General features: G+C 66.7%; 14 protein-coding genes. 9 read left to right on the forward strand and 5 right to left on the reverse strand.

The genetic code is table 11. The features are described 5' to 3' along the window. The first annotated feature begins 160 nt into the window (after positions 1 to 160). The 3 genes from LRM18_RS07325 (at position 161) to cueR (ending at position 6,248) form a co-directional block, all read left to right on the forward strand. Positions 161 to 3,118 (forward strand): TonB-dependent receptor, encoded by a 2,958-nt coding sequence (locus tag LRM18_RS07325; protein WP_057494487.1) that lies wholly within the window; start codon positions 161 to 163, stop codon positions 3,116 to 3,118. Positions 3,119 to 3,282: 164 nt separating this feature from the next. Further along, positions 3,283 to 5,781: a heavy metal translocating P-type ATPase gene (locus tag LRM18_RS07330; RefSeq protein ID WP_270952989.1), complete on the forward strand. Its 2,499-nt coding sequence runs from the start codon at positions 3,283 to 3,285 to the stop codon at positions 5,779 to 5,781. A gap of 11 nt (positions 5,782 to 5,792) precedes the next feature. Beyond that, positions 5,793 to 6,248: a Cu(I)-responsive transcriptional regulator gene (cueR, locus tag LRM18_RS07335; protein WP_270952991.1), complete on the forward strand. Its 456-nt coding sequence runs from the start codon at positions 5,793 to 5,795 to the stop codon at positions 6,246 to 6,248. An 81-nt stretch (positions 6,249 to 6,329) separates the two neighbouring features. Here cueR and LRM18_RS07340 read toward each other — a convergent pair whose 3' ends face one another. Both LRM18_RS07340 and LRM18_RS07345 read right to left on the reverse strand, forming a co-directional pair. Continuing rightward, entirely contained in the window at positions 6,330 to 6,524 is a 195-nt protein-coding gene (locus LRM18_RS07340) for a heavy-metal-associated domain-containing protein (RefSeq protein ID WP_049471345.1), read from the reverse strand. Positions 6,525 to 6,728: 204 nt separating this feature from the next. After that, positions 6,729 to 9,803 carry a TonB-dependent receptor gene (locus LRM18_RS07345; RefSeq protein WP_270952994.1) on the reverse strand — a complete coding sequence of 1,025 codons (3,075 nt, stop codon included), beginning with the start codon at positions 9,801 to 9,803 and terminating at the stop codon, positions 6,729 to 6,731. A gap of 1,123 nt (positions 9,804 to 10,926) precedes the next feature. Here LRM18_RS07345 and LRM18_RS07350 point away from each other — a divergent pair. The 6 genes from LRM18_RS07350 to LRM18_RS07375 all read left to right on the forward strand — a co-directional run bounded on the left by LRM18_RS07350 (position 10,927) and on the right by LRM18_RS07375 (position 20,848). Continuing rightward, positions 10,927 to 13,392 (forward strand): GH92 family glycosyl hydrolase, encoded by a 2,466-nt coding sequence (locus LRM18_RS07350; protein WP_270952996.1) that lies wholly within the window; start codon positions 10,927 to 10,929, stop codon positions 13,390 to 13,392. Between the two features lie 96 nt (positions 13,393 to 13,488). Next, positions 13,489 to 14,538: a LacI family DNA-binding transcriptional regulator gene (locus tag LRM18_RS07355; RefSeq protein WP_014646964.1), complete on the forward strand. Its 1,050-nt coding sequence runs from the start codon at positions 13,489 to 13,491 to the stop codon at positions 14,536 to 14,538. Between the two features lie 60 nt (positions 14,539 to 14,598). After that, positions 14,599 to 15,912 carry an L-fucose:H+ symporter permease gene (fucP, locus tag LRM18_RS07360; protein ID WP_049464304.1) on the forward strand — a complete coding sequence of 438 codons (1,314 nt, stop codon included), beginning with the start codon at positions 14,599 to 14,601 and terminating at the stop codon, positions 15,910 to 15,912. Between the two features lie 7 nt (positions 15,913 to 15,919). Beyond that, on the forward strand, positions 15,920 to 16,915 hold the full coding sequence (locus LRM18_RS07365; RefSeq protein WP_049464306.1) for a carbohydrate kinase: 996 nt from the start codon (positions 15,920 to 15,922) through the stop codon (positions 16,913 to 16,915). After that, entirely contained in the window at positions 16,912 to 18,138 is a 1,227-nt protein-coding gene (locus LRM18_RS07370) for an AGE family epimerase/isomerase (protein WP_270953002.1), read from the forward strand. The genes LRM18_RS07365 and LRM18_RS07370 overlap by 4 nt, the downstream gene beginning before the upstream one ends. 91 nt (positions 18,139 to 18,229) lie before the next feature. Then, on the forward strand, positions 18,230 to 20,848 hold the full coding sequence (locus LRM18_RS07375) for a glycoside hydrolase family 2 protein (RefSeq protein ID WP_270953004.1): 2,619 nt from the start codon (positions 18,230 to 18,232) through the stop codon (positions 20,846 to 20,848). Positions 20,849 to 20,936: 88 nt separating this feature from the next. On the opposite strand, the gene mtnC is transcribed toward LRM18_RS07375, so the two are convergent. The 3 genes from mtnC to LRM18_RS07390 all read right to left on the reverse strand — a co-directional run bounded on the left by mtnC (position 20,937) and on the right by LRM18_RS07390 (position 22,927). Continuing rightward, the gene (mtnC, locus tag LRM18_RS07380; protein ID WP_270953006.1) at positions 20,937 to 21,632 is read right to left on the reverse strand and encodes an acireductone synthase; all 696 of its coding nucleotides are present in this window, start codon (positions 21,630 to 21,632) and stop codon (positions 20,937 to 20,939) included. A gap of 3 nt (positions 21,633 to 21,635) precedes the next feature. Then, the gene (locus tag LRM18_RS07385; RefSeq protein WP_270953008.1) at positions 21,636 to 22,193 is read right to left on the reverse strand and encodes an acireductone dioxygenase; all 558 of its coding nucleotides are present in this window, start codon (positions 22,191 to 22,193) and stop codon (positions 21,636 to 21,638) included. Positions 22,194 to 22,285: 92 nt separating this feature from the next. After that, the gene (locus tag LRM18_RS07390) at positions 22,286 to 22,927 is read right to left on the reverse strand and encodes a methylthioribulose 1-phosphate dehydratase (protein ID WP_049464316.1); all 642 of its coding nucleotides are present in this window, start codon (positions 22,925 to 22,927) and stop codon (positions 22,286 to 22,288) included. Positions 22,928 to 23,312: the final 385 nt, after the last annotated feature.

Raw genomic sequence — 23,312 nt, forward strand, 5'->3', positions numbered from 1 at the left:
TGCATCGCCGCATGCCCGGTGTGGTTCAGCTGTGCTTTAGTTTGGATCGATCCACAGGGGAGGTGCCGTATCGGTCGTGAACCGATCCAGGCGCCTGGATCCGTCGTAGTGCCGCGCCACCGTCCGCCCGTGCGTCCACATCTTCGAAGAGCAACCACCCATGGCTCAGATCGTCCACAAGCGTCGTCACCTCCTGTCCCAGGCCCTGATCCTGGCTCTGTTGCCGCTGGCAGCCAGCGCACAGGAAGCCGCCAGCCCCTCCACCCAGGATCTCGACGCGGTCACCGTTACCGGCTCGCGCATCAAGCGCGCCGCGGTCGAAGGCCCGGCCCCGGTCAACGTGATCACCGCGCAGCAGATCCAGAAAGAGGGCTTCGTCAGCGTGTATGACGCGCTGAAGACGCTTACCGAAGCGACCGGTACCGTCGAAGCGGCCTCGCAGTGGGGTTCGCACACGCCCAACGCCAGCGGGCTGAATCTGCGCGGGATGGGGCCGAACCGCTCGCTGCTGCTGGTCAACGGCCGCCGCGTGGCCGATTACCCGCTGCCGTACGGCGGCGAAACCAACTTCTCCAACTACGGCAACATTCCGGCCGCGGCGGTGGAGCGGATCGAAGTGCTGACCGGTGGCGCCTCGGCCATCTATGGCTCGGATGCGATCGCCGGCGTGGTCAACGTCATCCTCAAGACCAACTACGACGGTGACGAAGTGCGCGTGCGCGGCGGCACCTCCACCGAAGGCGGACGCGATACCTGGGACCTGTCCTGGGCCGGCGGCAGGACAGGGGACAACTGGAGCGTGACCTATGCGTTGCAGTACACCAAGCGCGATCCGTTGTTCGGCCGCGATCGCCCGCAGATGGACGATGCCGATGATGCACCGTATGCGTCCTGGAACATGGAGCAGCGCAAGGTCGGCTTCCGTCCCACGGCCGGGCTGGCGCTGATCGATCCGACGACGGGCCAGCGCCTGGCGCCGCCCACCGGTACCTGCGAGAAGTTCGACGGTGAGTACTACACGGCCGATCGACTGGTCTACAACTACGCCGCCAACCGCATCACCAACACCGGCCGCCTGTGCGGCATGAGCGCCGACTACGCCAACTGGCTGCTCACCGGTGGTGCCGAGAACGTGTCCGGCAACCTGTATGCCACCTTCGATTTCAGCAGCGACCTGCAGGCCTGGACCAACCTGGCGGTCTACCGCTCCGAAGCGATCTGGGGCACCAATCCACCCAGCGTCTCGCTGATCGACGATGCCAACGGCTATTACTGGGACGCCAACCGTAACCGGCCGATCCTGGGCGTGCGCCAGTTCACCCCGAACGAGGTCGGCGGCCTGGATACGCTGCGCAACACCAATCGTGAACTGTCCTGGGACTGGAGCGCCGGCCTGCGTGGCCGCCTCGCCGACCGCTTCGACTGGAGCGCGACGGTGGGGCGTTCCTATTACCGCGTGGAAGAACGGCAGAACGTGGTCGACGAGCAGAAGTCGTACGATTATTTCCTCGGCCCGCGCCTGGGCACCACCGCCGATGGCGAGGCGATCTACGCGCTGAACGAGTCGCGCTGGTGGAACCCGCTGACGCCGGACCAGTACTGGCAGATGGGTACGGTGGCGAGGAACCGCGCGTCATCGTGGGTCAACCAGGCCTCGGCGGACATCACCGGTGAGCTGTTCCAGGGCTGGGCGGGCCCGATCTCGTTCGCCGCCGTGGCCGAAGTGGCGCAGCAGGGCTATCACCTCAGCCCGGACCCGCGCGCCGGTATCGACTTCGACCTGCAGAACGTTGACCGCGGTGGCGGCGAACGCACCCGCTATTCGGCCGGCGTCGAGTTCAAGATTCCGCTGCTGGACAGCGTGACCGCCACCGCAGCCGCGCGCTACGACCGCTACGGCAACTACAAGGCCGATGACAGCAGCCAGGCGCTGGACATCGGCAGCCAGAAGGAAACCACCTGGAACGTTGGCCTGGAATGGCGTCCGGTCGAATCGCTGCTGGTGCGTGGCTCGTACGCCACCAGTTTCCATGCGCCGGACATGCATTACCTGCTGGGCCAGCCGAGCAGTTCCGAAGTGCAGACCTATGACCGCCTGCGCTGCATCCAGAGCGGTGCCTACCTGGTCAACAACTGCGGGGTGGGCAACACCGATGTCTGGTACACCTTCGACGTGAACCGGCGCGGCACGCCGCTGCTGCGCTCGGAGACCGGCGATTCGTGGACGGTCGGCTTTGTCTGGGACGTGATGCCCAACCTGTCGGTCAGCGCCGACTACTGGGCCATCAAGCTGGAAGACATGATCGTCGACGTCGGCGCCGACGAGGTGCTGGCCAGCGAGGCCGGTTGCCTGACCGGCAAGAACATCGATGGCACGCCGTGGGCCAATCCGGCCGGTGGCGACTACTGCGCCGGCATCCTGGCCCGCGTGAACCGTGACAGCAGTGGCCGGCTGGTGTCGATCGAGCGCGGCCCATTCAACCTGGCCAGCCGCGAAGTGCGCGGCATCGACCTGACCGCGCGTTACCGGCTGGAAACCGCCCAGTGGGGCAGCTTCCAGCTTGGGGTGAACTACACCAACCAGATCTCGACCAAGGAACAGCGCTACGCCGCCGATCCGAATCCGGAACGCCGCGACCGCGACCTGCGCAGCAAGCTGCGCGCGAGCCTGGCCTGGCAACGCGGCAACTGGAACGCCAACGTCTATGCCGACCGCATCGGCTCGGTGCCGGGCGTGCGTTACCACTGGGGCACCGATCGCCTGGACAACCCCGGCGGCTGCCTGCCGTTCGCCGACGGTTACGTGCCCAGTGACAGTCCGTCGCTGAACTGCCTGGAACCGGCACGGCTGCCGGATGGCTCGGTGAACCCGAACCCCAATGCCGGCCAGCAGACCTCGCGCTACTTCGGCCGGGTCGGGCCGTTCATCACCTGGAACGTCAACGTGGGCTATCAGGTAACCGAGCACGCCAAGGTCAATGTCTACGTCAACAACGTGTTCAATTCGGCCAGCTGGAACCACAAGGACCCGTACAAGCTGGACTATGACTTCGCCCCGACCCGCCTGCTGAGCGCGGTCGGTCGCGAGTTCGCACTGGAGTATGTGTTCACCTTCTGAGGCGAGCTGCCGCCGGCGATGGATCCACGCCATGCGTGGATCTGGCCATGCACGGACGTGGATGCCGGGTGCCATTCAGGAACTGCGGACAGGCTGGATTTGACCTTCCCACGATGGCAAGGTTTAGCCTGTCCGCATCCAGAAGGAATTCCGGGAATCTGATCATGAGCACGCCACGCGCCACTGCCGTCCCCACTAGCGCCCCGATCAGCCTGCCGATCGAGGGCATGACCTGCGCCAGCTGCGTGGGTAGGGTCGAAGCGGCACTGTCCAGGGTCGAGGGCGTGGGAAGTGTCGCGGTGAACCTGGCCACCGAGCGGGCGGACATCCGCCCGTCGGGCCCGGTCGATCGCGCGGCGCTGATCCAGGCGGTGGAGCGGGCGGGCTATGACGTGCCCGCCGGTACCACTGAGCTGTCGGTCGAGGGCATGACCTGTGCGTCCTGCGTGGGCCGTGTCGAACGTGCGCTGTTGGCCGTGCCAGGCGTCAGCCAGGCCAGCGTGAACCTGGCCACCGAGCGCGCCACGGTGCGTGGCGTGGCGGATGCTGCGGCGCTGGTCGCCGCCATCGACAAGGCCGGCTATGACGCACGCGTGATCGAGGCGGGTGTGCAGTCCGATGACGAGGCCGCAGAAAGGAAGGATGCCGAGCGTGCCGAACTGAAGCGCGACCTGATCGTGGCCACGGCGCTGGCATTGCCGGTGTTCGTGCTGGAAATGGGCTCGCACCTGATCCCCGGCATGCACGCATGGGTGATGTCCACGATCGGCATGCAGGCCAGTTGGTACTTGCAGTTCGTGCTGACCGCGCTGGTGCTGGCCGTTCCCGGCCGTCGCTTCTACCAGAAGGGCGTGCCCGCATTGCTGCGGCGTGCGCCGGACATGAACTCGCTGGTCGCGGTGGGTACCGCCGCGGCCTTCGGTTACTCGGTGGTGGCGACCTTCCTGCCGAAGCTGTTGCCGGCGGGTACGGTGAACGTCTACTACGAAGCAGCAGCGGTGATCGTGGCGCTGATCCTGCTCGGCCGCTTCCTGGAGGCGCGTGCCAAGGGCCGTACCTCCGAGGCGATCAAGCGCCTGGTCAACCTGCAGGCCAAGGTCGCCCATGTGATCCGTGACGGCCGAACGGTGGATGTCCCGGTCAATGAAGTGCTGAGCGGCGACGTGGTGGAAGTGCGTCCGGGCGAGCGCGTGCCGGTGGACGGCGAGGTGGTTGAAGGCCGCAGCTTCATCGACGAGTCGATGATCAGCGGCGAGCCGATCCCGGTCGAGAAGCAGGCCGGCAGCAGCGTGGTCGGCGGCACCGTCAACCAGACGGGCGCACTGACGGTGCGCGCCACCGCGGTGGGCGCGCAGACCATGCTGGCGCAGATCATCCGCATGGTGGAACAGGCGCAGGGCTCGAAGCTGCCGATCCAGGCGGTGGTCGACAAGGTGACGTTGTGGTTCGTGCCCGCGGTGATGCTGGCTGCACTGGCCACCTTCGTGCTCTGGTTGATCTTGGGCCCGTCACCGGCGCTGAGCTTCGCGCTGGTCAATGCGGTGGCGGTGCTGATCATTGCCTGCCCTTGCGCGATGGGACTGGCCACGCCGACCTCGATCATGGTCGGTACCGGCCGTGGCGCCGAGATGGGCGTGCTGTTCCGCAAGGGCGAAGCGCTGCAGTTGCTGAAGGACGCGCAGGTCGTGGCCGTGGACAAGACCGGCACGCTGACCGAAGGACGCCCGCGCCTGACCGATCTGGACGTTGCCGCCGGTTTCGAGCGCGACGCCGTACTGGCGGCGGTTGCCGCGGTGGAATCGCGCTCGGAGCATCCGATTGCCCGCGCGATTGTTGACGCCGCGATCGGGCAGGGCATTGTGCTGCCATCGCTGGTCGATTTCGAATCGGTCACCGGCATGGGCGTGCGGGCCAGTGTCGAGGGTGCTCGGGTGGAGGTCGGTGCCGATCGCTTCATGCGCGAGCTGGGCGTGGACATCACGGCATTCGCAGCATTGGCGGCGGAACTTGGCGCGCAGGGCAAGTCACCGATGTACGTGGCCATCGATGGACGCCTGGCCGCGATCATCGCGGTGTCCGACCCGATCAAGCCGAGCACCCCGGCGGCGATCGCGGCGCTGCATCAGCTGGGCCTGAAGGTGGCGATGATCACCGGCGACAACGCTGCCACCGCGCAGGCGATCGCGCGCCAGCTGGGCATCGACGAGGTCGTGGCCGAGGTGCTGCCGGAAGGCAAGGTCGAAGCGGTGCGTCGCTTGAAGTCCACCTACGGCCAGATCGCCTTCGTCGGCGACGGTATCAATGACGCGCCAGCACTGGCCGAGGCCGATGTCGGCCTGGCCATTGGCACCGGTACCGATATCGCGGTGGAATCGGCTGATGTGGTGCTGATGTCGGGCAACCTGCAGGGCGTACCGAACGCCATTGCGCTATCGAAGGCGACGCTGGGCAACATCCGGCAGAACCTGTTCTGGGCCTTCGCCTACAACACCGCGTTGATTCCGGTGGCCGCCGGCGTGCTGTACCCGGTCTGGGGCGTGCTGCTGTCGCCGGTGTTCGCGGCCGGTGCGATGGCGCTGTCCAGTGTGTTCGTGCTGGGCAACGCACTGCGCCTGCGCCGCTTCCAGCCACCGATGGCCGATGCCGCCGCTGCGACCCACTGAAGGAGAATCGCATGAACATCGGTGAAGCCGCCAAGGCCTCCAGCGTATCGGCGAAGATGATCCGCTACTACGAACAGATCGGCTTGATTCCTGCGGCGGATAGAACGGAGTCGGGCTATCGGGCGTATTCGCAGGCCGACATCCATCGCCTGCGCTTCATCCGCCGCGCGCGCGATCTCGGCTTCCAGGTGGCCGAGATCGGCGACCTGCTGGGCCTGTGGAATGACACGTCGCGCCACAGTGCCGACGTCAAGCAGCTGGCCGAGCAGCACATCGCCGACCTGGAACAGCGCATCGAGCACATGCGGCAGATGGCCGATACGCTGAAATCGCTGATCCGCTGCTGTGCCGGCGATGAGCGCCCGGAATGCCCGATCCTGCAGCGGCTGGGTGAAGACGATGAGGACCCGCTGCCGGTGGAAGCGGCCAAGACCGGCGCGGTGCGCCGCCGCGCGCGCAAGCACTGAGTTTTCATGTTCGCATGCATTGAAAAGCCCGCCCTGTGACAGTGCACGGGGCGGGCTTCGTTGTGGATGCCGGGCAGGGGATCAGGCGCTGCGCGGCGGGAAACCTGCATCGTTCACCGCGGCGAACACCTGTTCCTGCGACGCGGTGGTCTGCACCTTGACCAGGCCGCTCGGCGGGTCAGCGACTACGCGGGCGTTCGGATCGATCTGCTGGATCGCGCGGGTCACGCTGCGTGCGCAGCCGCCGCAGGTCATGCCGTCGACATGGAATTCCATCTGTGCCTCCTTCGATGCTCTTGGGATAGGGCCAGTGTGCACCTTCCAACGATGGCAGGGTCAAGCGCCGGACTGAACGGCGGCCAAGGGGCCCATGAACATGCATCCATGAAAAACGGCAGCCACCTGTACCAGCGTGGCTGCCGTGGAGGACCCTCCCCGCCGGAACGGGGCGAGAGCGCGCCGGGCAGGCCCGGCGCCGCCTCAGAACTTCCAGTTCACGCCGAAATACAGCTGGCGGCCGGCGTACAGGTTGGACAGCAGGCGGGCCTGGCTGTCGTTGCCGATGTAGCTGCGCAGCTCGGACTTGGTGGCGTTCAGCACGGCGGCGGTCACCGTCCAGTCCGGGGTGAGGTTGTAGGCCACGTTCAGGTCAAGCTGGCTGTACGGCTTGGTGTAGGTGGTCATGCCATTGTTCAGGCCGCCGACCACTTCACCGCGACGGTTGTACGAGGCACGCGCCAGGAACTTGTCGTTCTCGTAGAACACGGTGACGTTGGCCTGGTTCTTGGCGCTGCCGACCAGCGGCGAGGAGCCGATTTCCTCGCCGTCCAGCACGATCGAGGCCAGATTGGTGTCGTTGTAGGTGTAGTTGGCCTGCATACCCAGGCCGAAGTCGAAGGTGTACTGGCCATACAGTTCCACGCCCTGCGAAACGCCATCGCGGCCGTTGGCCTGGGTCTCGTACTTCTGCACGGTGACCGACTGCCCGCCGACGTTCATCTGCTGGTCGCGTACCACCGGCACGGTGAAGTTGTCCACGTTCTTGCGGAACAGCGAAACACCCGCGACGGCGCCCGGCTTGAAGTACCACTCCAGGCCCAAGTCGAACTGGACCGCCTTGAACGGCTCCAGCGCCTTGTTGCTGCCTGAGCCGTACCAGCCGGGCGTGTCGGTGCCGCCGGTGACACGGCGATCGTTGGCGTACTCCTCGCTGATGTAACGCAGGCCACCGGGGTAGGCGATGCTGGTGTAGCTCGGGCGCGCGACCACCTTCGATGCTGCGCCGCGCAGCACCAGGTTGTCGGTGATGTCCCAGGCGATGTTGAAGCTGGGCAGCACGTCGGTATAGGTCTTTTCCAGCGACGACAGCGCGTACACCTTGTCGCGCACCTGGGCGTCGGGCAGGCGGACGAAGCCACCCTGGCAGCGCAGGTTCGGATCGGCGGCCGGATCATCGCAGCTCATCGGTGCGCCGCTGGCGTTATCGACGAAGTAGTCGTTGAAGCGCTCGACCGAGTCGCTGGACTGGGCGAACTGCTTGGTGCGCACCACGCGCACGCCGACGTTGCCGCGCACGCGCTCGGTGCGGAAGTTGGCCTGGAAGTAACCGGAGTAGATCTTCTCGTTGACGTCGTAGACGAAGTCTTCCTCGGTGCGGTTGTGCGAGCCGCCGTAGGTCTTGTTCAGGTAATCGATGTAGGCCGGGTAGTTGATGCCCGGGAACACATTGGCGTTGAAGGCGCCGGTGATGTTGCTGATCGGGTTGGACAGGAAGAAGCCCGGCTGCGCGTTGCCAGCGGTCGGATCGCAACCGGCCTGGTAGCGGTTGTTGTCATAGTCGGACGGGTCCAGGCCCGGGCACACCCAGTAGGTGTTGCCGGTGTTGCGGTGGACCTTGCCGTCGCGGTACTTGGCGCCGAACTGGATCGAGTCCAGCCAACCCGCCTCGAACAGCTTGGTGACGTCTGCCTGGAAGTAGTTCTGCTTGACTTCGGTCTGCATCCAAGACGAATCGGTGGAACCGGTATCGACTTCGGCGATGCCGGCCATCAGCTGCTGCTGCAGGTCGGGCGAGAACTGCACCGACGGCGTCCCGGTGAGGTCCCACGCGGTGTACTGGTTGCCGGACTGCCACTGGTTGCCAACCTTGCGGCGCGGCTTGGCCGACATGCGGAAGTTCATCGACGGGCCACCTTCGGACCAGGTGCGGCCGCCGGTGAACGAGGCTTTCCAGAGCGGGCTGATGTCCCAGTCAATGGTCAGGTCCGCAGTCTGCGACAGCGCCTTTTCCTTGCTGTAGCCGCCGGTGAGCTGCGGGGTGGGGATGGTGCAGTCGTCCGGGCCCCAGCCACCGGGCTTGAGGCCGGCGGCAGCCGCTTCATCCTCGCTGCAGTAGTAGGTCTTGCCGGCCAGCTTCTGGTACTGCGCGCCGGTGACGATGCTGCCGCTCGGATCGAAGTCGAGGCCATTGAGCAGGCGGCCGCCGGCCCAGTTGCCGTCCTGGTTGTAGCGGGCCAGGTTCCATTCCGGCACCTTCAGCATGTTCTGGGTGTAGTCACCCTGCAGTTCGAAGCGGAAGTAGTTGGCCGTCATCGTGACGTTGTCGACCGGCTTGAACTGGAAGGTCAGCTGCCCGCCCTTGCGTTCGCGCTTCTCTTCCTTCACCGCGAAGTTCACCGAGGTCGGCATGAAGAACTCGCTGTAGTTCTTGCCTGTCTGGTTGTTGAAGCCGGACTGGCCCCACCAGTAGTGGATGCCATCCTGCTCCAGCAGGTTGCCGTTGGCATCGCGGGCGGTAGTGCCGTTGCCGTACCACTGGTAGTCCTCGGTGCTGGCTTCCATGGTGCGGGTAGTGCGCTTCTGCTGGGTCACGCCGACCAGCACGCCGAAGCGCTCGTCCTTGCTGTGCCAGGAATACAGCGCCGACACCTGCGGATCGACGTCGTGGCTGGTGTCGGAGGTGGTGCCCTCCAGGTTCACGTAGCCGGAGTTGGATTCCATGTCGAGCGGACGGCGGGTATGCAGGATGACCGTGCCGCCGATGCCGCCTTCGTCGATGCGGGCTTCCGGCGACTTGAACAGCTCGGCGCTGGACAGCATGTTCGACGGCAGCAGGGTGTAGTTGAAGGAGCGGGTCGCTTCGTTATTGGTCTCCGACGAGGCGACGAAGTTGCCGTTCAACTGGGTCAGGGTCAGGTCCGGTGCAAGGCCGCGCACGCTGACGCTCTTGCCTTCGCCACCGCTGCGGGTGATGACCACGCCGGGCACGCGCTGCAGGGCGTCGGCCACATTCTTGTCGGGGAACTTGCCGACGTCTTCGGCGGTGATCACTTCGACCACGGCGTTGGCATCGCGCTTCTGCTCGAGGCTCTTTTCAATGGCGTAGCGGTAGCCGGTGACCTGGACGCTGTCCAGAGTCGTGGCGTCCTGCGTGCCGGTGGACGCGGCCTGCTGCGCGGCGGCGCCTGCCGGAATGACGGCGGCAGCCAGGGCCAGCGCGATGGCCAGCGACAATGCGTCCTGGCCGTGCGTACGTGTTGAATGCTTCATTCCCATCTCTCCCTCTCTCCTGGATTGATCCGGTGACGTGGCACGGACAACTTGAATCGATCTAATTTGAAGTGACTTTGCGGCGGTCGCCATGCAGTGGCAGTAGCACCGCGCGTGTGGCCTGGTACGTCCTGTTGCTGCTCCCCCAACTCCCGGCCATCGCAGCGTCGTCTTGGATCGATCTAAGCGATGGGCGGGCGATTTTTAGCACGGGTCGCCCGCAGGCGCATGCTGCTGCGCAATATGGTACTGGCGTGGCGAAGGGATGACGGTTTGCTGAAATCAGTGAAATCGTTTTCGTGCGCAGGGAGAGGGGGTCGGCAGGGCTGCGCCCTGCACCTGCGGGGGGTAGTGCCGGCCGCTGGCCGGCAAGAGCCAAAGCCAAAGCGGCTCGGGGTTGTCTGTGGGTTGGCGGGGCGGTGTGGACTGGCAGGACACGCCGTAACCCCCCCTCCGGGGTCCGGCCCAGCCGCTGGCGGCTGGGCGTTCGGGCGCTTGCGAAGCAGTGCTTCGCAAGCAAAGCGCCCTCACCCATGGGGGCTCGATGGCGCCATCCATGGCGCCAACGGTCCTGCCAGCCCACACCGCCCCACCGTTGACAGTTTCCCGGTGACGGTTGGATTGATCCTGGAGCGACATGGGGTCATGGGGTCAGATCCGTTTTCCGTTGGAAAACGGATCTGACCCCGGATCGATTTTCGTTATCCGTCAGAGATCCATTGCAGATCACGGAGATCTGTCGAAGGCGGGGTGGGTCCGGTTGCGGGGGCGTGAGCCGCATGGATGCGGCGACCGAGCCTACATGGACGTATTTACGGCGCCCCCCGCAACCGGACCCACCCCGCCATCGCACGGATCGCCGGCTTTTGCTGTTGCTTCTGGCGTTGCCGGCCAGCAGCCGGCAGTACGCGCGGGTGCAGGGCGCAGCCCTGCCGAACCCCCTCATGCTGCGCCGCAGAATGCATTCGGCTGAACCCGCATGCTCTACTTGAATCGATCTAAATTCACGGTCGCACGGGTCGGGCATCATTCCAGGGGGAGCTCTCTGCAGGTCAGGGCAGGGCTCAGCGGAACGCTGCCGGACGGCCCCGGCCGTCTGCCTCCGCGCCATCGACTACAGGAACCCGACATGCGTCCAGTGCCGTCCGCTCCCGCCGTCCCATCATCCTCGCGCCCGCTGGTGCGCCTGGCCTGCCTGCTTGCGCTGTCGGCGGCGCCGATGCTGCTGCAGGCCGCGCCGGCAGCGCTGGAGCGCGAGGTCAACACCTTCATCGGCAGCAAGGACGACGGCAACACGTTCCCGGGTGCGTCGGCACCGTTCGGCCTGATCCAGGTCAGCCCGATCGGCAGCCACTACTCGGGCTGGCGCTATGACGATGAGAAGATCCGCGGGTTCGGCCACTCCTTCCTGTCCGGCGCGGGTTGCTGGGAACAGGGCGGCCAGGTGTCGGTGCTGCCGGTGACCGGCTCGATCGGTCCGGGCGGTGATTTCGATACCGGCAACGCCAAGCAGTTCGACCACAAGGCCTATGCCTCGGCTTACACCCATGACGGCGAGGTCGGCCAGGCCGGCTACTACAAGGTGCGCCTGACCAGCTACGGCGGCATCGATGCCGAGGCGACCGCGCGTACCCGTGCCGCGGCCGAGCGCTATACCTTCAGCCAGCGCAGTGGCGATGGCCACGTGCTGGTCAACGTCGGCCAGGCCAACGAGCGCCATTCGGTGATCGGCAGCGTGGTCGATGTGGTCGGCGACCGCGTGGTCGAGGGCAAGCTGGTCACCAAGAGTTTCTGCGGCGGCCATCAGTACACCACCTGGTTCCGCATCGAGTTCGACCGTCCGTTCAAGGCGCATGGCACCTGGGGCGAGGGCGGTGGCCTGCCGGGCGCGCGCCACAGCATGGAAGGCGAGCAGAAGCCGAACGGTGCCTGGCTCAGCTTCGACCTGGCCAAGGGCCAGTCGGTGACAGCGGTCAGCGCGATCTCGCACGTGGATGCCGAAGGCGCGCGCACCAACCTGCGCGCGGAGGGCATGCAGGGTGGGGCGCTGCTCGGCTTCGACCGCATGCGCGCGCTGTCCCAGCAGGCCTGGCGTGAGCAGTTGGGCCGGGTGCGCGTGCAGGGCGGTACCGCCGATGACCGCACCGTGTTCTACAGCGCGGTCTACCACGCGCTGCTGCAGCCGATGACCGGCAACGACGCCGACGGCCGCTACCGCGGCTATGACGATGGCATCCACCGTGCCGATGGCTGGACCTACTACGAGTACTTCTCGCTGTGGGATACCTACCGCGCGCAGAACCAGTGGCTGGCACTGACCCGCCCGGACGTGGCGCGCGACATCGGCCGCACCCTGCTGGCGATCGATGAGCAGGGCGGTTGGCTGCCGCGTTGGGGCTATGCCAACTTCGAGACCAACATCATGACCGGCGATCCGGTCACCCCGTTCATGGTCGACCTGTGGCGCTTCGGTGCGCTCAAGGGGCGTGAATCGCAGGCCTGGGATGCGCTGCGCCGCAATGCCTTCGGTACGCCGCCGCTGAACTCGCGCATGGCCGGTCGCTCCGGCAACCCGACCTACCTGGACAAGGGCTACGTGGCCTATGACCGTGCATTCCCGTCCAAGGGCATGGACGTCGATCCGCACCACGGTGGCTCGGCCACGCTGGAGTATGCGCTGGCCGATTGCGCGCTCTCGCAGATGGCCCATGGCCTGGGCCACGCCCAGGATGCGGCGACGCTGCGCGAGCGCGGCCGCAACTGGCGCAAGGTGTGGGACCCGCAGGTGCGCGATGCCGAGACCGGCTTCACCGGGTTCCCGCGCCCGCGCACCGAGGATGGCCAGTGGTACACCCCGTCCGACGGCCATTACAGCCCGCGTTCGCACCACGGTTTCCACGAGGGCACGGCGTGGCAGTACCAGTGGCTGGCGCAGCAGGACGTGCCGGGCCTGGTCGAAGCGATGGATGGCCGCGAACAAGCGGGCCGCCGCCTCGATGCGTTCTTCGCGATGGACGCGCTGCAGGCCGACCCGCTCAACGCCGCGCGCAAGGCGTGGGTGGTCGGGCCGTACAGCTACTACAACCAGTTCCGCTACAACCCGAACAACGAGCCGGACCTGCATTCGCCGTGGCTGTACACGCTGATCGGCCAGCCGTGGAAGACCGCGGCCGTGGTGCGTGCGGCGCAGCAGCTGTTCACCAATGCCCCCAACGGCGTGACCGGCAACGATGATCTTGGCACGATGTCGGCCTGGTACCTGTTCAGCGCCATCGGCGTGTACCCGGCGGTGCCGGGCAGCGGCCAGTTCCTGCTGCACACCCCGCGTTTCAGCAAGGTGGAAGTGGACATGGGCAACGGCCGCACCCTGCGCATCGACGCGCCGGGCGCCGATGGCCGCCGCCTGCAGTACGTGCAGGGCGTGCAGGTCGATGGCCAGGCGCATGCACCGGTGTGGCTGGACTGGAGCCGCCTGCAGCAGGGCCCGCGCGTGCGCTTTGCGCTGGATGCGAAGGTGCCGGAGCAGGGCTGGGGCACGGCGGTGAAGGACCTGCCGGTATCCTGGTGCGCGGCACCGGGCAGCCAGCTGCGCTGAGCCGGACTGTGCCGTTCGCGGTGACCCAGCGAACGGCACGGCACGACACGGCCCTGATCCATTAGGCTTGAGCCTCCAGCGGAGTCCGGGAAGACGATGAACGACAACGGCAGCAGTCCCAGCAAGCGCGCCGGCAAGGCGGTGACGGTGACCGACATCGCGCGTGCGATCGGCGTGTCACGGGCAACCGTGTCGCTGGTGTTGCGCGGCAGCCCGCTGGTCAATGTCGATACCCGCGCCAAGGTCGAGGCCGAGCTGCGCCGCCAGCGCTATGTCTACAACCGCGCGGCGGCCAACCTGCGCCGGCGCACCTCGTCGAGCATTGCGCTGGTGATCAACGACCTGTCCAACCCGTTCTTCGCCGAATTCGCGTCCGGCGTGGACGAGGCGCTGGGCGGGCGCGGTTACGTGACGCTGCTGGGCAGCACCGGGGAATCGCCGGAGCGCCAGCAGGCGGTGCTGTCCACGCTGATGGAGCACACCCCGGCCGGCCTGATCCTGTCGCCGGCCGAGGGCAGCGACACCGCGCAGTTGCGGCAGGCGCTGGGCGCCAATGCCAACGTGCTGCTGTTCAACCGCGAACTGGCCGGGGCTGACTGGGACTTCCTGACCCTGGACAACCAGCACGGCGCCTATCTGGCCACGCGCCACCTGATCGAGCGCGGCCATCGCCAGATCGCCTTCTTCGGCGGCCACGCCGCATCCAGTTCCTGCCACCAGCGCCGCGCCGGGTTCCAGCAGGCGTTGGCCGAGGCCGGGCTGTCGCTGCCGCCGGGTTGGATGATCGAGTCGGCGCCTAACCGTCTGGAAGCGGCAGCGCGCACCGATGAGCTCTTCGCCGACGGTCATCGGCCGAGTGCGGCGGTCTGCTACAACGACACCGTCGCGCTGGGCCTGATGCTGGGCTTGAACTCGCGGGGCATCCGTCCGGGCGGCGATTTCGCCGTGACCGGCTTCGATGACATTTCCGAGGCGGCGGTGGCGGTACCGCCATTGACCACGCTTACCGCCGATCCGCGCGAGCGTGGCCGCCAGGCTGCGGCGCTGCTGCTGCAACGGCTGGACGAACCGGACGCGCCGCCGCGGCGCACGGTCGCGCCGGTGCAGCTGCGCATCCGCGAAAGCAGTGCCGCACGACCGAACTGATTCCTTCCGCATACCCCTTCCACGCAACAACGATCTTCCGCGCATCGAGGCGCGTACCGCATGCCGATCTCCGCAACGCCCCGTCCATCGGGTTCTTCGGGCAACGCACCCGCCGTCACCAACGGCAAGGCGCTGGCTGTCGTCACCACGATCTTCTTCATGTGGGGCTTCCTGACCTGCCTCAATGACATCCTGATCCCGCACCTGAAGGCGGTGTTCGAACTGAACTACGCCAAGGCGATGCTGGTGCAGTTCACCTTCTTCGGCACCTATTTCCTGATGTCGTTGCCGGCCGGTCGGCTGGTGGCGGCGCTGGGCTACAAGAAGGGCATCGTGGCCGGCCTGGTGATCGCCGGCATCGGCGCGCTGGGCTTCTGGCCGGCGGCCGAACTGCGCGTCTATGGCGCCTTCCTCGGTGCCCTGTTCGTGCTGGCCACCGGCATTACCGTGCTGCAGGTGGCCGCCAACCCCTATGTCGCGCTGCTGGGCCCGGAGCAGACCAGCTCCAGTCGCCTGACCCTGGCGCAGGCGCTGAACTCGCTGGGTACCGCCATCGCGCCGATCTTCGGCGGCATGCTGATCCTGTCCAACACGGTCAAGAGCGCTGACGACATCGCGGCGCTGCCGGCCGCCGAGCAGCTGGCCTACCGTGCCGCCGAGGCGCAGGCGGTGCAGGGTCCGTACGTGGGCCTGGCCGTGGCGCTGGTGCTGCTGGCGCTGTTCGTGTTCCTGTTCCGCCTGCCGGCGCTGAGCGACGCCACCGAGCAGGCCGACCAGGGCCACCACCACAGCTACCTGGATGCGCTGCGCAAGCGCCACCTGCTGCTGGGCGTGCTGGGCATCTTCTTCTACGTCGGCGCCGAAGTGTCGATCGGCAGCTTCCTGGTCAACTACCTGTCGATGCCCAACATCGGTGGCTTCAGCGAACAGGAAGCCACGCATTACGTGTCGGCCTACTGGACGATGGCGATGATCGGCCGCTTCGCCGGCTCCGCGCTGCTGGCGCGCTTCTCGCCGAGCCGCCTGCTGGCGATCTTCGCGCTGGTCAACGTGGCGCTGCTGGTCACCACCATGCTGACCTCCGGCAACATCGCGCTGTACTCGGTGGTGGCGATCGGCCTGTTCAATTCGATCATGTTCCCCACTATTTTCGCGCTGAGCATCGAGCGCCTGGGCCCGCTGACCAACAAGGGCTCCAGCCTGCTGATCATGGCCATCGTCGGCGGTGCCGTGGTGCCGTACCTGCAGGGCGTGCTGGCCGACCACATCGGCGTGCAGGCCAGCTTCATCCTGCCGCTGCTGTGCTACGGCTACATCATTTTCTACGGACTGGTCGGCGCGCGTACGCCGGCCTCCGCAACGCAGGGAGGCTGAGTTCGGAATGGGTGCCATTGTCTGCTTCGGCGAAATTTTGATCGATCTACTAGCGCAGCCGCCGGCCTCGGCCGACACGCCGCGCGCATTCCTGCAGTACGCCGGCGGTGCACCGGCCAACGTCGCCGTGGCGGCTGCACGGCTGGGCGCGAAGACCCAGTTCGTCGGCATGCTGGGCCGCGACATGTTCGGTGACTTCCTGGCCGACAGCCTGGTCGAGCACGGCGTGGGTACCGATTACATCGTGCGCACCGACGCGGCCAAGACCGCACTGGCCTTCGTGGCCCTGGATGCCAATGGCGAGCGCAGCTTCAGCTTCTACCGGCCGCCGGCGGCCGACCTGCTGTTCCGTGACAGCGATTTCCAGGCCGCGTGCCTGGACAGCGCGCAGTGCTTCCACGTCTGCTCCAACAGCCTGACCGAGCCGGCCATTGCCGGGGCGACCTTCGCCGGCATGGACCGCGCCCGTGCCGCCGGTGCGGTGGTCAGCCTGGACCTCAACCTGCGCCCGGCGCTGTGGCCCGCCAACGAAGATCCGACGCCGCGGCTGTGGCAGGCACTGGAACGCGCTGACCTGGTCAAGCTGTCGCGCGAGGAGCTGGACTACCTGGCTGCGCCGCTGGGTGCCGACGGCGAGGCGGCGGTGCTGCGGCGCCTGCTGGCTGCGCAGGCGCGCTGGGTGATCGTCACCGACGGTGCCGCCACGCTGCACTGGTACACCCGCGACAACCACGGCACCGTCACCAGCTTCCGCGTGGCTACGGTCGACACCACGGCGGCGGGCGACGCGTTCGTCGGTGGCGTGCTGGTTGGGCTGCTGGAGCGCGGCGGTGCCGGTACCGGTTTTGCCGCCTTCTGCCAGGACCCCGAGGCGATCACCGCCACGCTGCGCTTCGGCGCTGCGGTCGGCGCGCTGGCTGTTACCCGCAAGGGCGCGTTCGCCGCGATGCCCTCGCTCGATGAAGTGCAGCAGCTGCTGCAGGCACAGGACATTACCGCATGAGCCCTTCGCCCGATTTCCGTTCGCCCGCGTTCCTGCGCGCGCACATCGCCGAGACCATGGCGTTCTACCACCCGCGCTGCATCGATCCCAACGGTGGCTTCTTCCACTACTTCCGTGACGACGGCAGCATCTACGATGCCAGCCATCGCCACCTGGTGAGCAGCACCCGTTTCGTCTTCAACTATGCGATGGCTTACCGCGAGTTCGGCAATGCCGAGTACCGCGACGCGGTCGAGCACGGCGTGCGCTACCTGCGCGAGGTGCACCGCAACCCCGCCACCGGCGGCTATGCCTGGACCCTGCGTGATGGCAAGGTCGAGGACGATATGAACCACTGCTACGGCGTGGCCTTCGTGCTGCTGGCCTACAGCTGTGCGCTGAAGGCAGGCATCGAACAGGCGCGCGCGTGGATGGACGAGACCTGGCAGCTGCTGGAAACGCGCTTCTGGGAGCCGCAGCACGGACTCTACAAGGATGAAGCGGACGGCCAGTGGAACTTCACCGGCTACCGTGGACAGAACGCCAACATGCACATGTGCGAGGCGATGCTGGCCGCGTTCGAGGCCAGTGGCGAGCGGCGCTATGTCGAGCGTGCGCTGCAGCTGGCCGACAACATGACCCGCCGCCAGGCGGCCAAGGCCGGCGGGCTGGTCTGGGAGCACTACGATGAGAACTGGGAGATCGACTGGGATTACAACCTGGACAACCCCAAGCACCTGTTCCGCCCGTGGGGCTTCCAGCCGGGCCACCAGACCGAATGGGCCAAACTGCTGTTGATCCTCGATCGCCACGTGCAGGCCGACTGGCTGGTGCCGACCGCCCAGCACCTGTTCGACGTGGCCGTGGCGCGCAGCTGGGACGACGCCCGTGGCGGCCTGTACTACGGCTTCGCACCGGAATCGCGCCGGCAGCCGGGCATGGATGGCGCGCCGATCGGTGGCGACAGCTTCGTCTGCGACGACGACAAGTACTTCTGGGTGCAGGCCGAAACGCTGGCCACCGCCGCACTGATGGCCAAGCGCACCGGTGATGACCGCTACTGGCAGTGTTACGAGCGCATCTGGGCGTACGCGTGGGCGCACTTCGTCGACCATCAGTACGGCGCCTGGTTCCGCATCCTCGATGCTGACAACCGCAAGTACAGCGACGAGAAAAGCCCGGCCGGCAAGGTGGATTACCACACCATGGGTGCGTGCTACGAAGTGTTGAACGTCGTGCGTTGAAGATCGTTCGAATGCAGTAGTGCCAGACCATGCCTGGCAATCCCAAATCGGTAGCGCCGGGCCACGCCCGGCGGAAAAACAGGAGCCCCGCGTGCATCGTCTTTCCCTCGTTGTCCGTCTGCTCCTGCTGCTGGTCGCAACGTCGGCCTTCCCGGCAACTGCAGCCCCGCTGCAGGCGCAATGGGAATTCCGCATGCTGCCCGGCGACGCGCAGGGCGCCGCGCACCCGGGCCTGCAGCAATGGCGTGCGGCCACGGTGCCGGGCAGCGTGCACACCGACCTGCTGGCGCATGCGCTGATCCGCGACCCGTACGTGGGTGCGCCCGAAGCCGAGCTGCAATGGATCGGCCTGGCGGCCTGGGAGTACCGCGCGCGCTTCGACGTGGACGCGGCGACGCTGGCCAAGCCCAATGCCGAACTGCGCTTCGACGGGCTGGACACTTATGCCGAAGTCAGCCTCAACGGTAAGCCGCTGCTGCGCGCGGACAACGCGCACCGGACCTGGCGTGCGCGCGTGGAAGGGCGCCTGCGGGCCAGGGACAATGAACTGCAGATCGTGTTCCGCTCACCGATCCGCACGCTGCTGCCGGGCGTACAGGCGATGCCGCACAAGATCGCCGGCAACTATCCTTCGCCCTATGGGGACGAGCCGAAGGACGCGATGGTCGGCAACTTCGCGCGCAAGCCGGCCTACCACTTCGGCTGGGACTGGGGTCCGCGCTATGTCACCGCCGGCGTCTGGCGTGGAATCGACCTGCAGGCCTGGGACACGCACCGCCTGACCGATCTTGCGGTGCGCACCGATGCATTGAGCGCGGAGCAGGCGAAGCTGGCGGTGCTGCTGCAGGTGGAGCAGGGCAGCGCCACCGGTTCTGCGGTCGTCAATGTGGAAGTCCGCGATCCGCAGGGTCGCGGCGTGGCCCAGCAGCAGCGCACCGTACTGCTGAAGCCCGGGCAGAACAGTGTTGAACTACCGATTGAACTGGCGGAACCGAAGCGGTGGTGGCCGGTCGGCCATGGTGCGCAGGATCGCTATACCGTGCAGGCGCGCCTGGATGGCGGTGCCGACGCAACGCTGGTGCGCGAGCAGCGCATCGGCCTGCGCACGGTCGAACTGCGCCGCGATGAGGACGGCAAGGGCGGGCAGGGCTTCGCCTTCGTCATCAACGGCGTGCCGATCTTCGCCAAGGGCGCCAACGTGATTCCGTTCGATGCCTTCCCCGCACGCGTCGATGCCACGCGCCTGCGCCAGGTGCTGACCGCCGCGCGCGACGCCAACATGAACATGCTGCGCAACTGGGGCGGTGGCTACTACGAGGACGACGCGTTCTTCGACATCGCCGACGAGCTGGGCCTGCTGGTCTGGCAGGACTTCATGTTCGGTGGCGGCATGCAGCCGGGCTACGATCCGGCGTTCCGCGCCAGCGTGGTCGCCGAGGCGCGCGACAACGTGCGCCGCCTGCGCCATCACCCCAGCATCGTGCTGTGGTGTGGCAACAACGAGGAAGAAACCGCCTGGAAGGACTGGGGCCACGGCCGCGACCTGAAGGCGGCCGACCCGGCGTTTGCAGAGAAGGTCTGGCAGGGCTATGTCGACCTGTTCGGCAATGACCTGCGCCAGGTAGTGGGTGAGGAGGGGCTGGGCGTGCCGTACTGGTCCAGCTCGCCCAGCAACGACCTGGACGAAAAGGCGAACGACTCGACCCGTGGCGACAAGCACTACTGGCAGGTCTGGGGCAATCCGGCGCTGCCGGTGCAGGCTTACCTGCGCGAGACGCCGCGCTTCATGTCCGAGTACGGGCTGCAGGCGTGGCCGTCGGTGGCCACCGTGGACCAGATCGCCACCCGCGCCGAGCAGCGCATCGACAGCCCGGTGATCCGTGCACACCAGAAGTTCATGGCTGGCGAGGGCAACAGCCGCCTGCTGCACTACATCGAGCTGGGCTACGGTGCGCCGAAGGACTTCGAGGACTTCGTCTACCTCAGCCAGGTCATGCAGGCCGATGGCATCGCTCTGGCGGCACTGCACCATCGCGCCTCGCGGCCGTACACGATGGGCTCGCTGTACTGGCAGCTCAACGATGTCTGGCCGGGTGCTTCATGGTCCAGCGTGGACTACTTCGGTCGCTGGAAGGCGCTGCACTTTGCCGCGCGGCGTTTCTTCGCGCCGGTCACGCTGGCGGCATTGCGTGATGAGGGCAGGACGCGGGTGCGCCTGATCAATGATGGCGCCTCACTGGAAGCGCGCTGGCGGCTGCGGGTGATGGATGTGGATGGCAAGGTGCTGCGTCGTCGCGAGGACGCGGTGATGCTGTCGGCGGAGGGCGTCACCTCGATCGGTGATTTCCGCGATGCCGAGCTGCTGGCCGGCGCCGACCCGAAGCACACGGTGGCCGTGTTCGAGCTGCTGCAGAACGGCGCGGTGCGTGCGCGGCAGGTGGTCGGATTCGTCGAGGCCAAGGACCAGGTGCTGCCGCGGCAGAAACTCAAGGCCACGTTGGCCATTGACGGCGACCACTACCGCCTGCGCCTGGAAAGCGCGGCGTACGTGCGCGCGGCGTGGATCGACTTCGGCGCGCTGGACGTGCAGCTCGAAGACAACCTGCTGGACCTGCTGCCGGGTGAAACCCGCGATATCGCGGTGCGCGGTCCGGTGGACCTGGCAGCGCTGCGCGAAGCGCTGAAGGTGAAGACCCTCAACGATCGTTGAGCAAAAAAAGGGGGACGGAGGGGATTAAGTCGGTTGTGGCCCCTGTGTGCCACAAACGACTTAATCCCCTCCGTCCCTTTTTTCCTGCTTACAGCTGGATCTGCTGGAAGTTCTCGACCCGCTCGTGGCCATTGGCGGCCTGGCCGGTGCGCGGCATCGGGTAGTCGTCGCGGCGGTCGATCAGGCGCGTCTGCAGGCCGGCTTCACGGGCGGCATCCAGCTCTTCCACCACATCGGACAGGAACAGGATCTCGCCGGCGGGCACGCCGATCGACTGCACGATGCGGCGGTAGCTGTCGGCCTCACGCTTGCCGCCGATCTCGGTATCGAACCAGCCCGACACCAGCGGGCTGAGGTCACCGGCATCGCTGAACCCGAAGAACAGCATCTGTGCCGGCACCGAGCCGGAGGAGTACACGTACAGCGGCAGGCCGGAGGCATGCCAGCCTTTCAGCACCGGCGCCACTTCCGGGTAGAAGTGCGCGGTGTAGTCGCCGCGGCGGTAGCCTTCATCCCAGATCAGCCCCTGCAGCGCTTTCAGCGCGGTGTGCTTGCGGTCCTGGTCGATCCAGCCCTGCAGCGTTTCGGCCACCAGGCTGTCCTGGCAGGCCCCGCCGATCTCGGCAGCGACCGCATCCAGCCAGCGGCGGACGTCGGGCTGCTGGCCGTGCTCGGCGATGAACGCGGGCAGCGCTTTGCGGGCATAGGGGAACAGCACGTTCTTGACGAACGAGATGCTGCTGGTGGTGCCTTCGATATCGGTCAGGATGACGCGGGGCTGCATGGATCAGGACGCCTGGGTGGGTACGTAGCGGGGGAACTTCTGCGCGATGTCGGTGCCGGTGAAATGACCCACCCAGCCGTCCGGCTCGGTGAAGAAGCGGATCGCCACGAAGCTCGGCTCATCGCCCATGTCGAACCAGTGGGAGGTGCCATCGGGCACGGCGATCAGGTCGTCCTTCACGCACTCGATCTCATAGACCTTGTCCCCCACGTGCAGGGTGAACAGGCCCGAGCCTGCGACGAAGAAGCGCACCTCGTCCTCCTTGTGGAAGTGCTCGTCGAGGAACTTCTTGCGCAGCTCGGCGCGGTTCGGGTTGTCCGGGGCGATCGAGGCGACGTCCACGCTCTTGAAGCCGCGCTCGGCGACCAGGCGATCGATGTCGGCACGGTAAGCGGCGAACACTTCCTCCTGGCTGGCGCCCGGCGCGACCGGCGCGGCGGCCTGCCAGCGCTCGAAAGTGACGCCGATCTTCTGCAGTTCGGCAGTGATGACCGCGCCGTCCTGGGTGTCCAGCAGCGGCGATTCGGGGCGGGTGTCGTCGTAGATGCGCAGTCGGCTCATGGCGGCAGCTTGAACGTCTCGGGGGGAAGACAGGGTAGCAGGGCGGGCGCGGGGTGCAGATTCCGGATCGGCATCTGCACCTGCGCGCCGGTTCAGCTGCGCAACTTGCGCAGCTCCAGTTCGCAGTGGAACAGGAACTCGAACGCTTCCAGGTGGCGGCGTGCCTCGGCCATGTCGCGGCCCCAGGCATACAGGCCATGGCCGTCGATCAGGTAGCCCCACAGGTTCTGGCGGTCGAGCAGGTCATCGACCTGCTGCGAAAGCACGTTCATGTCCTGGGTGTTGGCGAACACCGGTACGTCGATGGCCATCTCGTGGGTGCTGTTGCCGGCGAAGGCCTTCAGCAGTTCGTAGCCTTCCAGGTGCACATGACCCTGCGGCGCGTACAGGCGCGAGGCAATGGTCTGCACCGGCGAATGGGTGTGCAGTACGCAGCCGATTTCCGGGAAGCGGCGGTACAGCTGGGTGTGCAGCAGGGTTTCGGCGGAGGGGCGCAGCGGGCGGCCGACGGCCTTGCCATCGAAGTCCACCACCATGATGTCGTCCTCGATCAGGCGGCCCTTGTCCTTGCCGGAGACGGTGATCGCCGCGTGGCGGTCGTCCAGGCGGTGGGAGAAGTTGCTGCTGGTGGCCGGGGTCCAGCCGGCCTGGGCCAGTTCGCGGACGTTGTCGATCAGCAGCTGGGCCAGTTCGCTCAGGCGCGCGGTGTCGTACGGGAAGGTGGGGGCGTTCATGTGGGCGATTTTACTGGATTCGGCCAACGGCTGAGCCCCTCGTGGCGGGTCTTGTAGAGCGGTTCATGGCGGGCGGGGCGGGTGGGCCGTGCAGGGGACGCTGCAAGTACGTCCCTGTAAGCTCGATGGCGCCATCCATGGCGCCAACGCCCCTGCGCGGCCCACCCGCCCCGCCTCTGACAGGTTCCGCGCGCGGCCTGCCACGGAGTGAATAAGGAAAAGCGAAAAGCGGGTCGCTTCGCTTCGCTGCGCTTGCTCGCAGTCGAGCATGGCTCCGCTCGACAGAAATATTCATTCCGGAACATTCGTTCATGAGAACGCTTCATCCACGCATGGCGTGGATCTACTGAACGCGCCGGTGGACTCTCGGAGGTGGGGCGGGTTG

Source organism: Stenotrophomonas sp. PI_27 (genome assembly GCF_027854495.1).
Taxonomy (GTDB): domain Bacteria; phylum Pseudomonadota; class Gammaproteobacteria; order Xanthomonadales; family Xanthomonadaceae; genus Stenotrophomonas; species Stenotrophomonas pavanii.

Excerpts from the sequence above, each read along its gene's own strand:
- LRM18_RS07325 (WP_057494487.1), top strand. The coding sequence starts at position 161 with ATGGCTCAGATCGTCCACAAGCGTCGTCACCTCCTGTCCCAGGCCCTG.
- LRM18_RS07330 (WP_270952989.1), top strand. The coding sequence starts at position 3,283 with ATGAGCACGCCACGCGCCACTGCCGTCCCCACTAGCGCCCCGATCAGC.
- cueR (WP_270952991.1), top strand. The coding sequence starts at position 5,793 with ATGAACATCGGTGAAGCCGCCAAGGCCTCCAGCGTATCGGCGAAGATG.
- LRM18_RS07340 (WP_049471345.1), bottom strand. The coding sequence starts at position 6,524 with ATGGAATTCCATGTCGACGGCATGACCTGCGGCGGCTGCGCACGCAGC.
- LRM18_RS07345 (WP_270952994.1), bottom strand. The coding sequence starts at position 9,803 with ATGGGAATGAAGCATTCAACACGTACGCACGGCCAGGACGCATTGTCG.
- LRM18_RS07350 (WP_270952996.1), top strand. The coding sequence starts at position 10,927 with ATGCGTCCAGTGCCGTCCGCTCCCGCCGTCCCATCATCCTCGCGCCCG.
- LRM18_RS07355 (WP_014646964.1), top strand. The coding sequence starts at position 13,489 with ATGAACGACAACGGCAGCAGTCCCAGCAAGCGCGCCGGCAAGGCGGTG.
- fucP (WP_049464304.1), top strand. The coding sequence starts at position 14,599 with ATGCCGATCTCCGCAACGCCCCGTCCATCGGGTTCTTCGGGCAACGCA.
- LRM18_RS07365 (WP_049464306.1), top strand. The coding sequence starts at position 15,920 with ATGGGTGCCATTGTCTGCTTCGGCGAAATTTTGATCGATCTACTAGCG.
- LRM18_RS07370 (WP_270953002.1), top strand. The coding sequence starts at position 16,912 with ATGAGCCCTTCGCCCGATTTCCGTTCGCCCGCGTTCCTGCGCGCGCAC.
- mtnC (WP_270953006.1), bottom strand. The coding sequence starts at position 21,632 with ATGCAGCCCCGCGTCATCCTGACCGATATCGAAGGCACCACCAGCAGC.
- LRM18_RS07385 (WP_270953008.1), bottom strand. The coding sequence starts at position 22,193 with ATGAGCCGACTGCGCATCTACGACGACACCCGCCCCGAATCGCCGCTG.
- LRM18_RS07390 (WP_049464316.1), bottom strand. The coding sequence starts at position 22,927 with ATGAACGCCCCCACCTTCCCGTACGACACCGCGCGCCTGAGCGAACTG.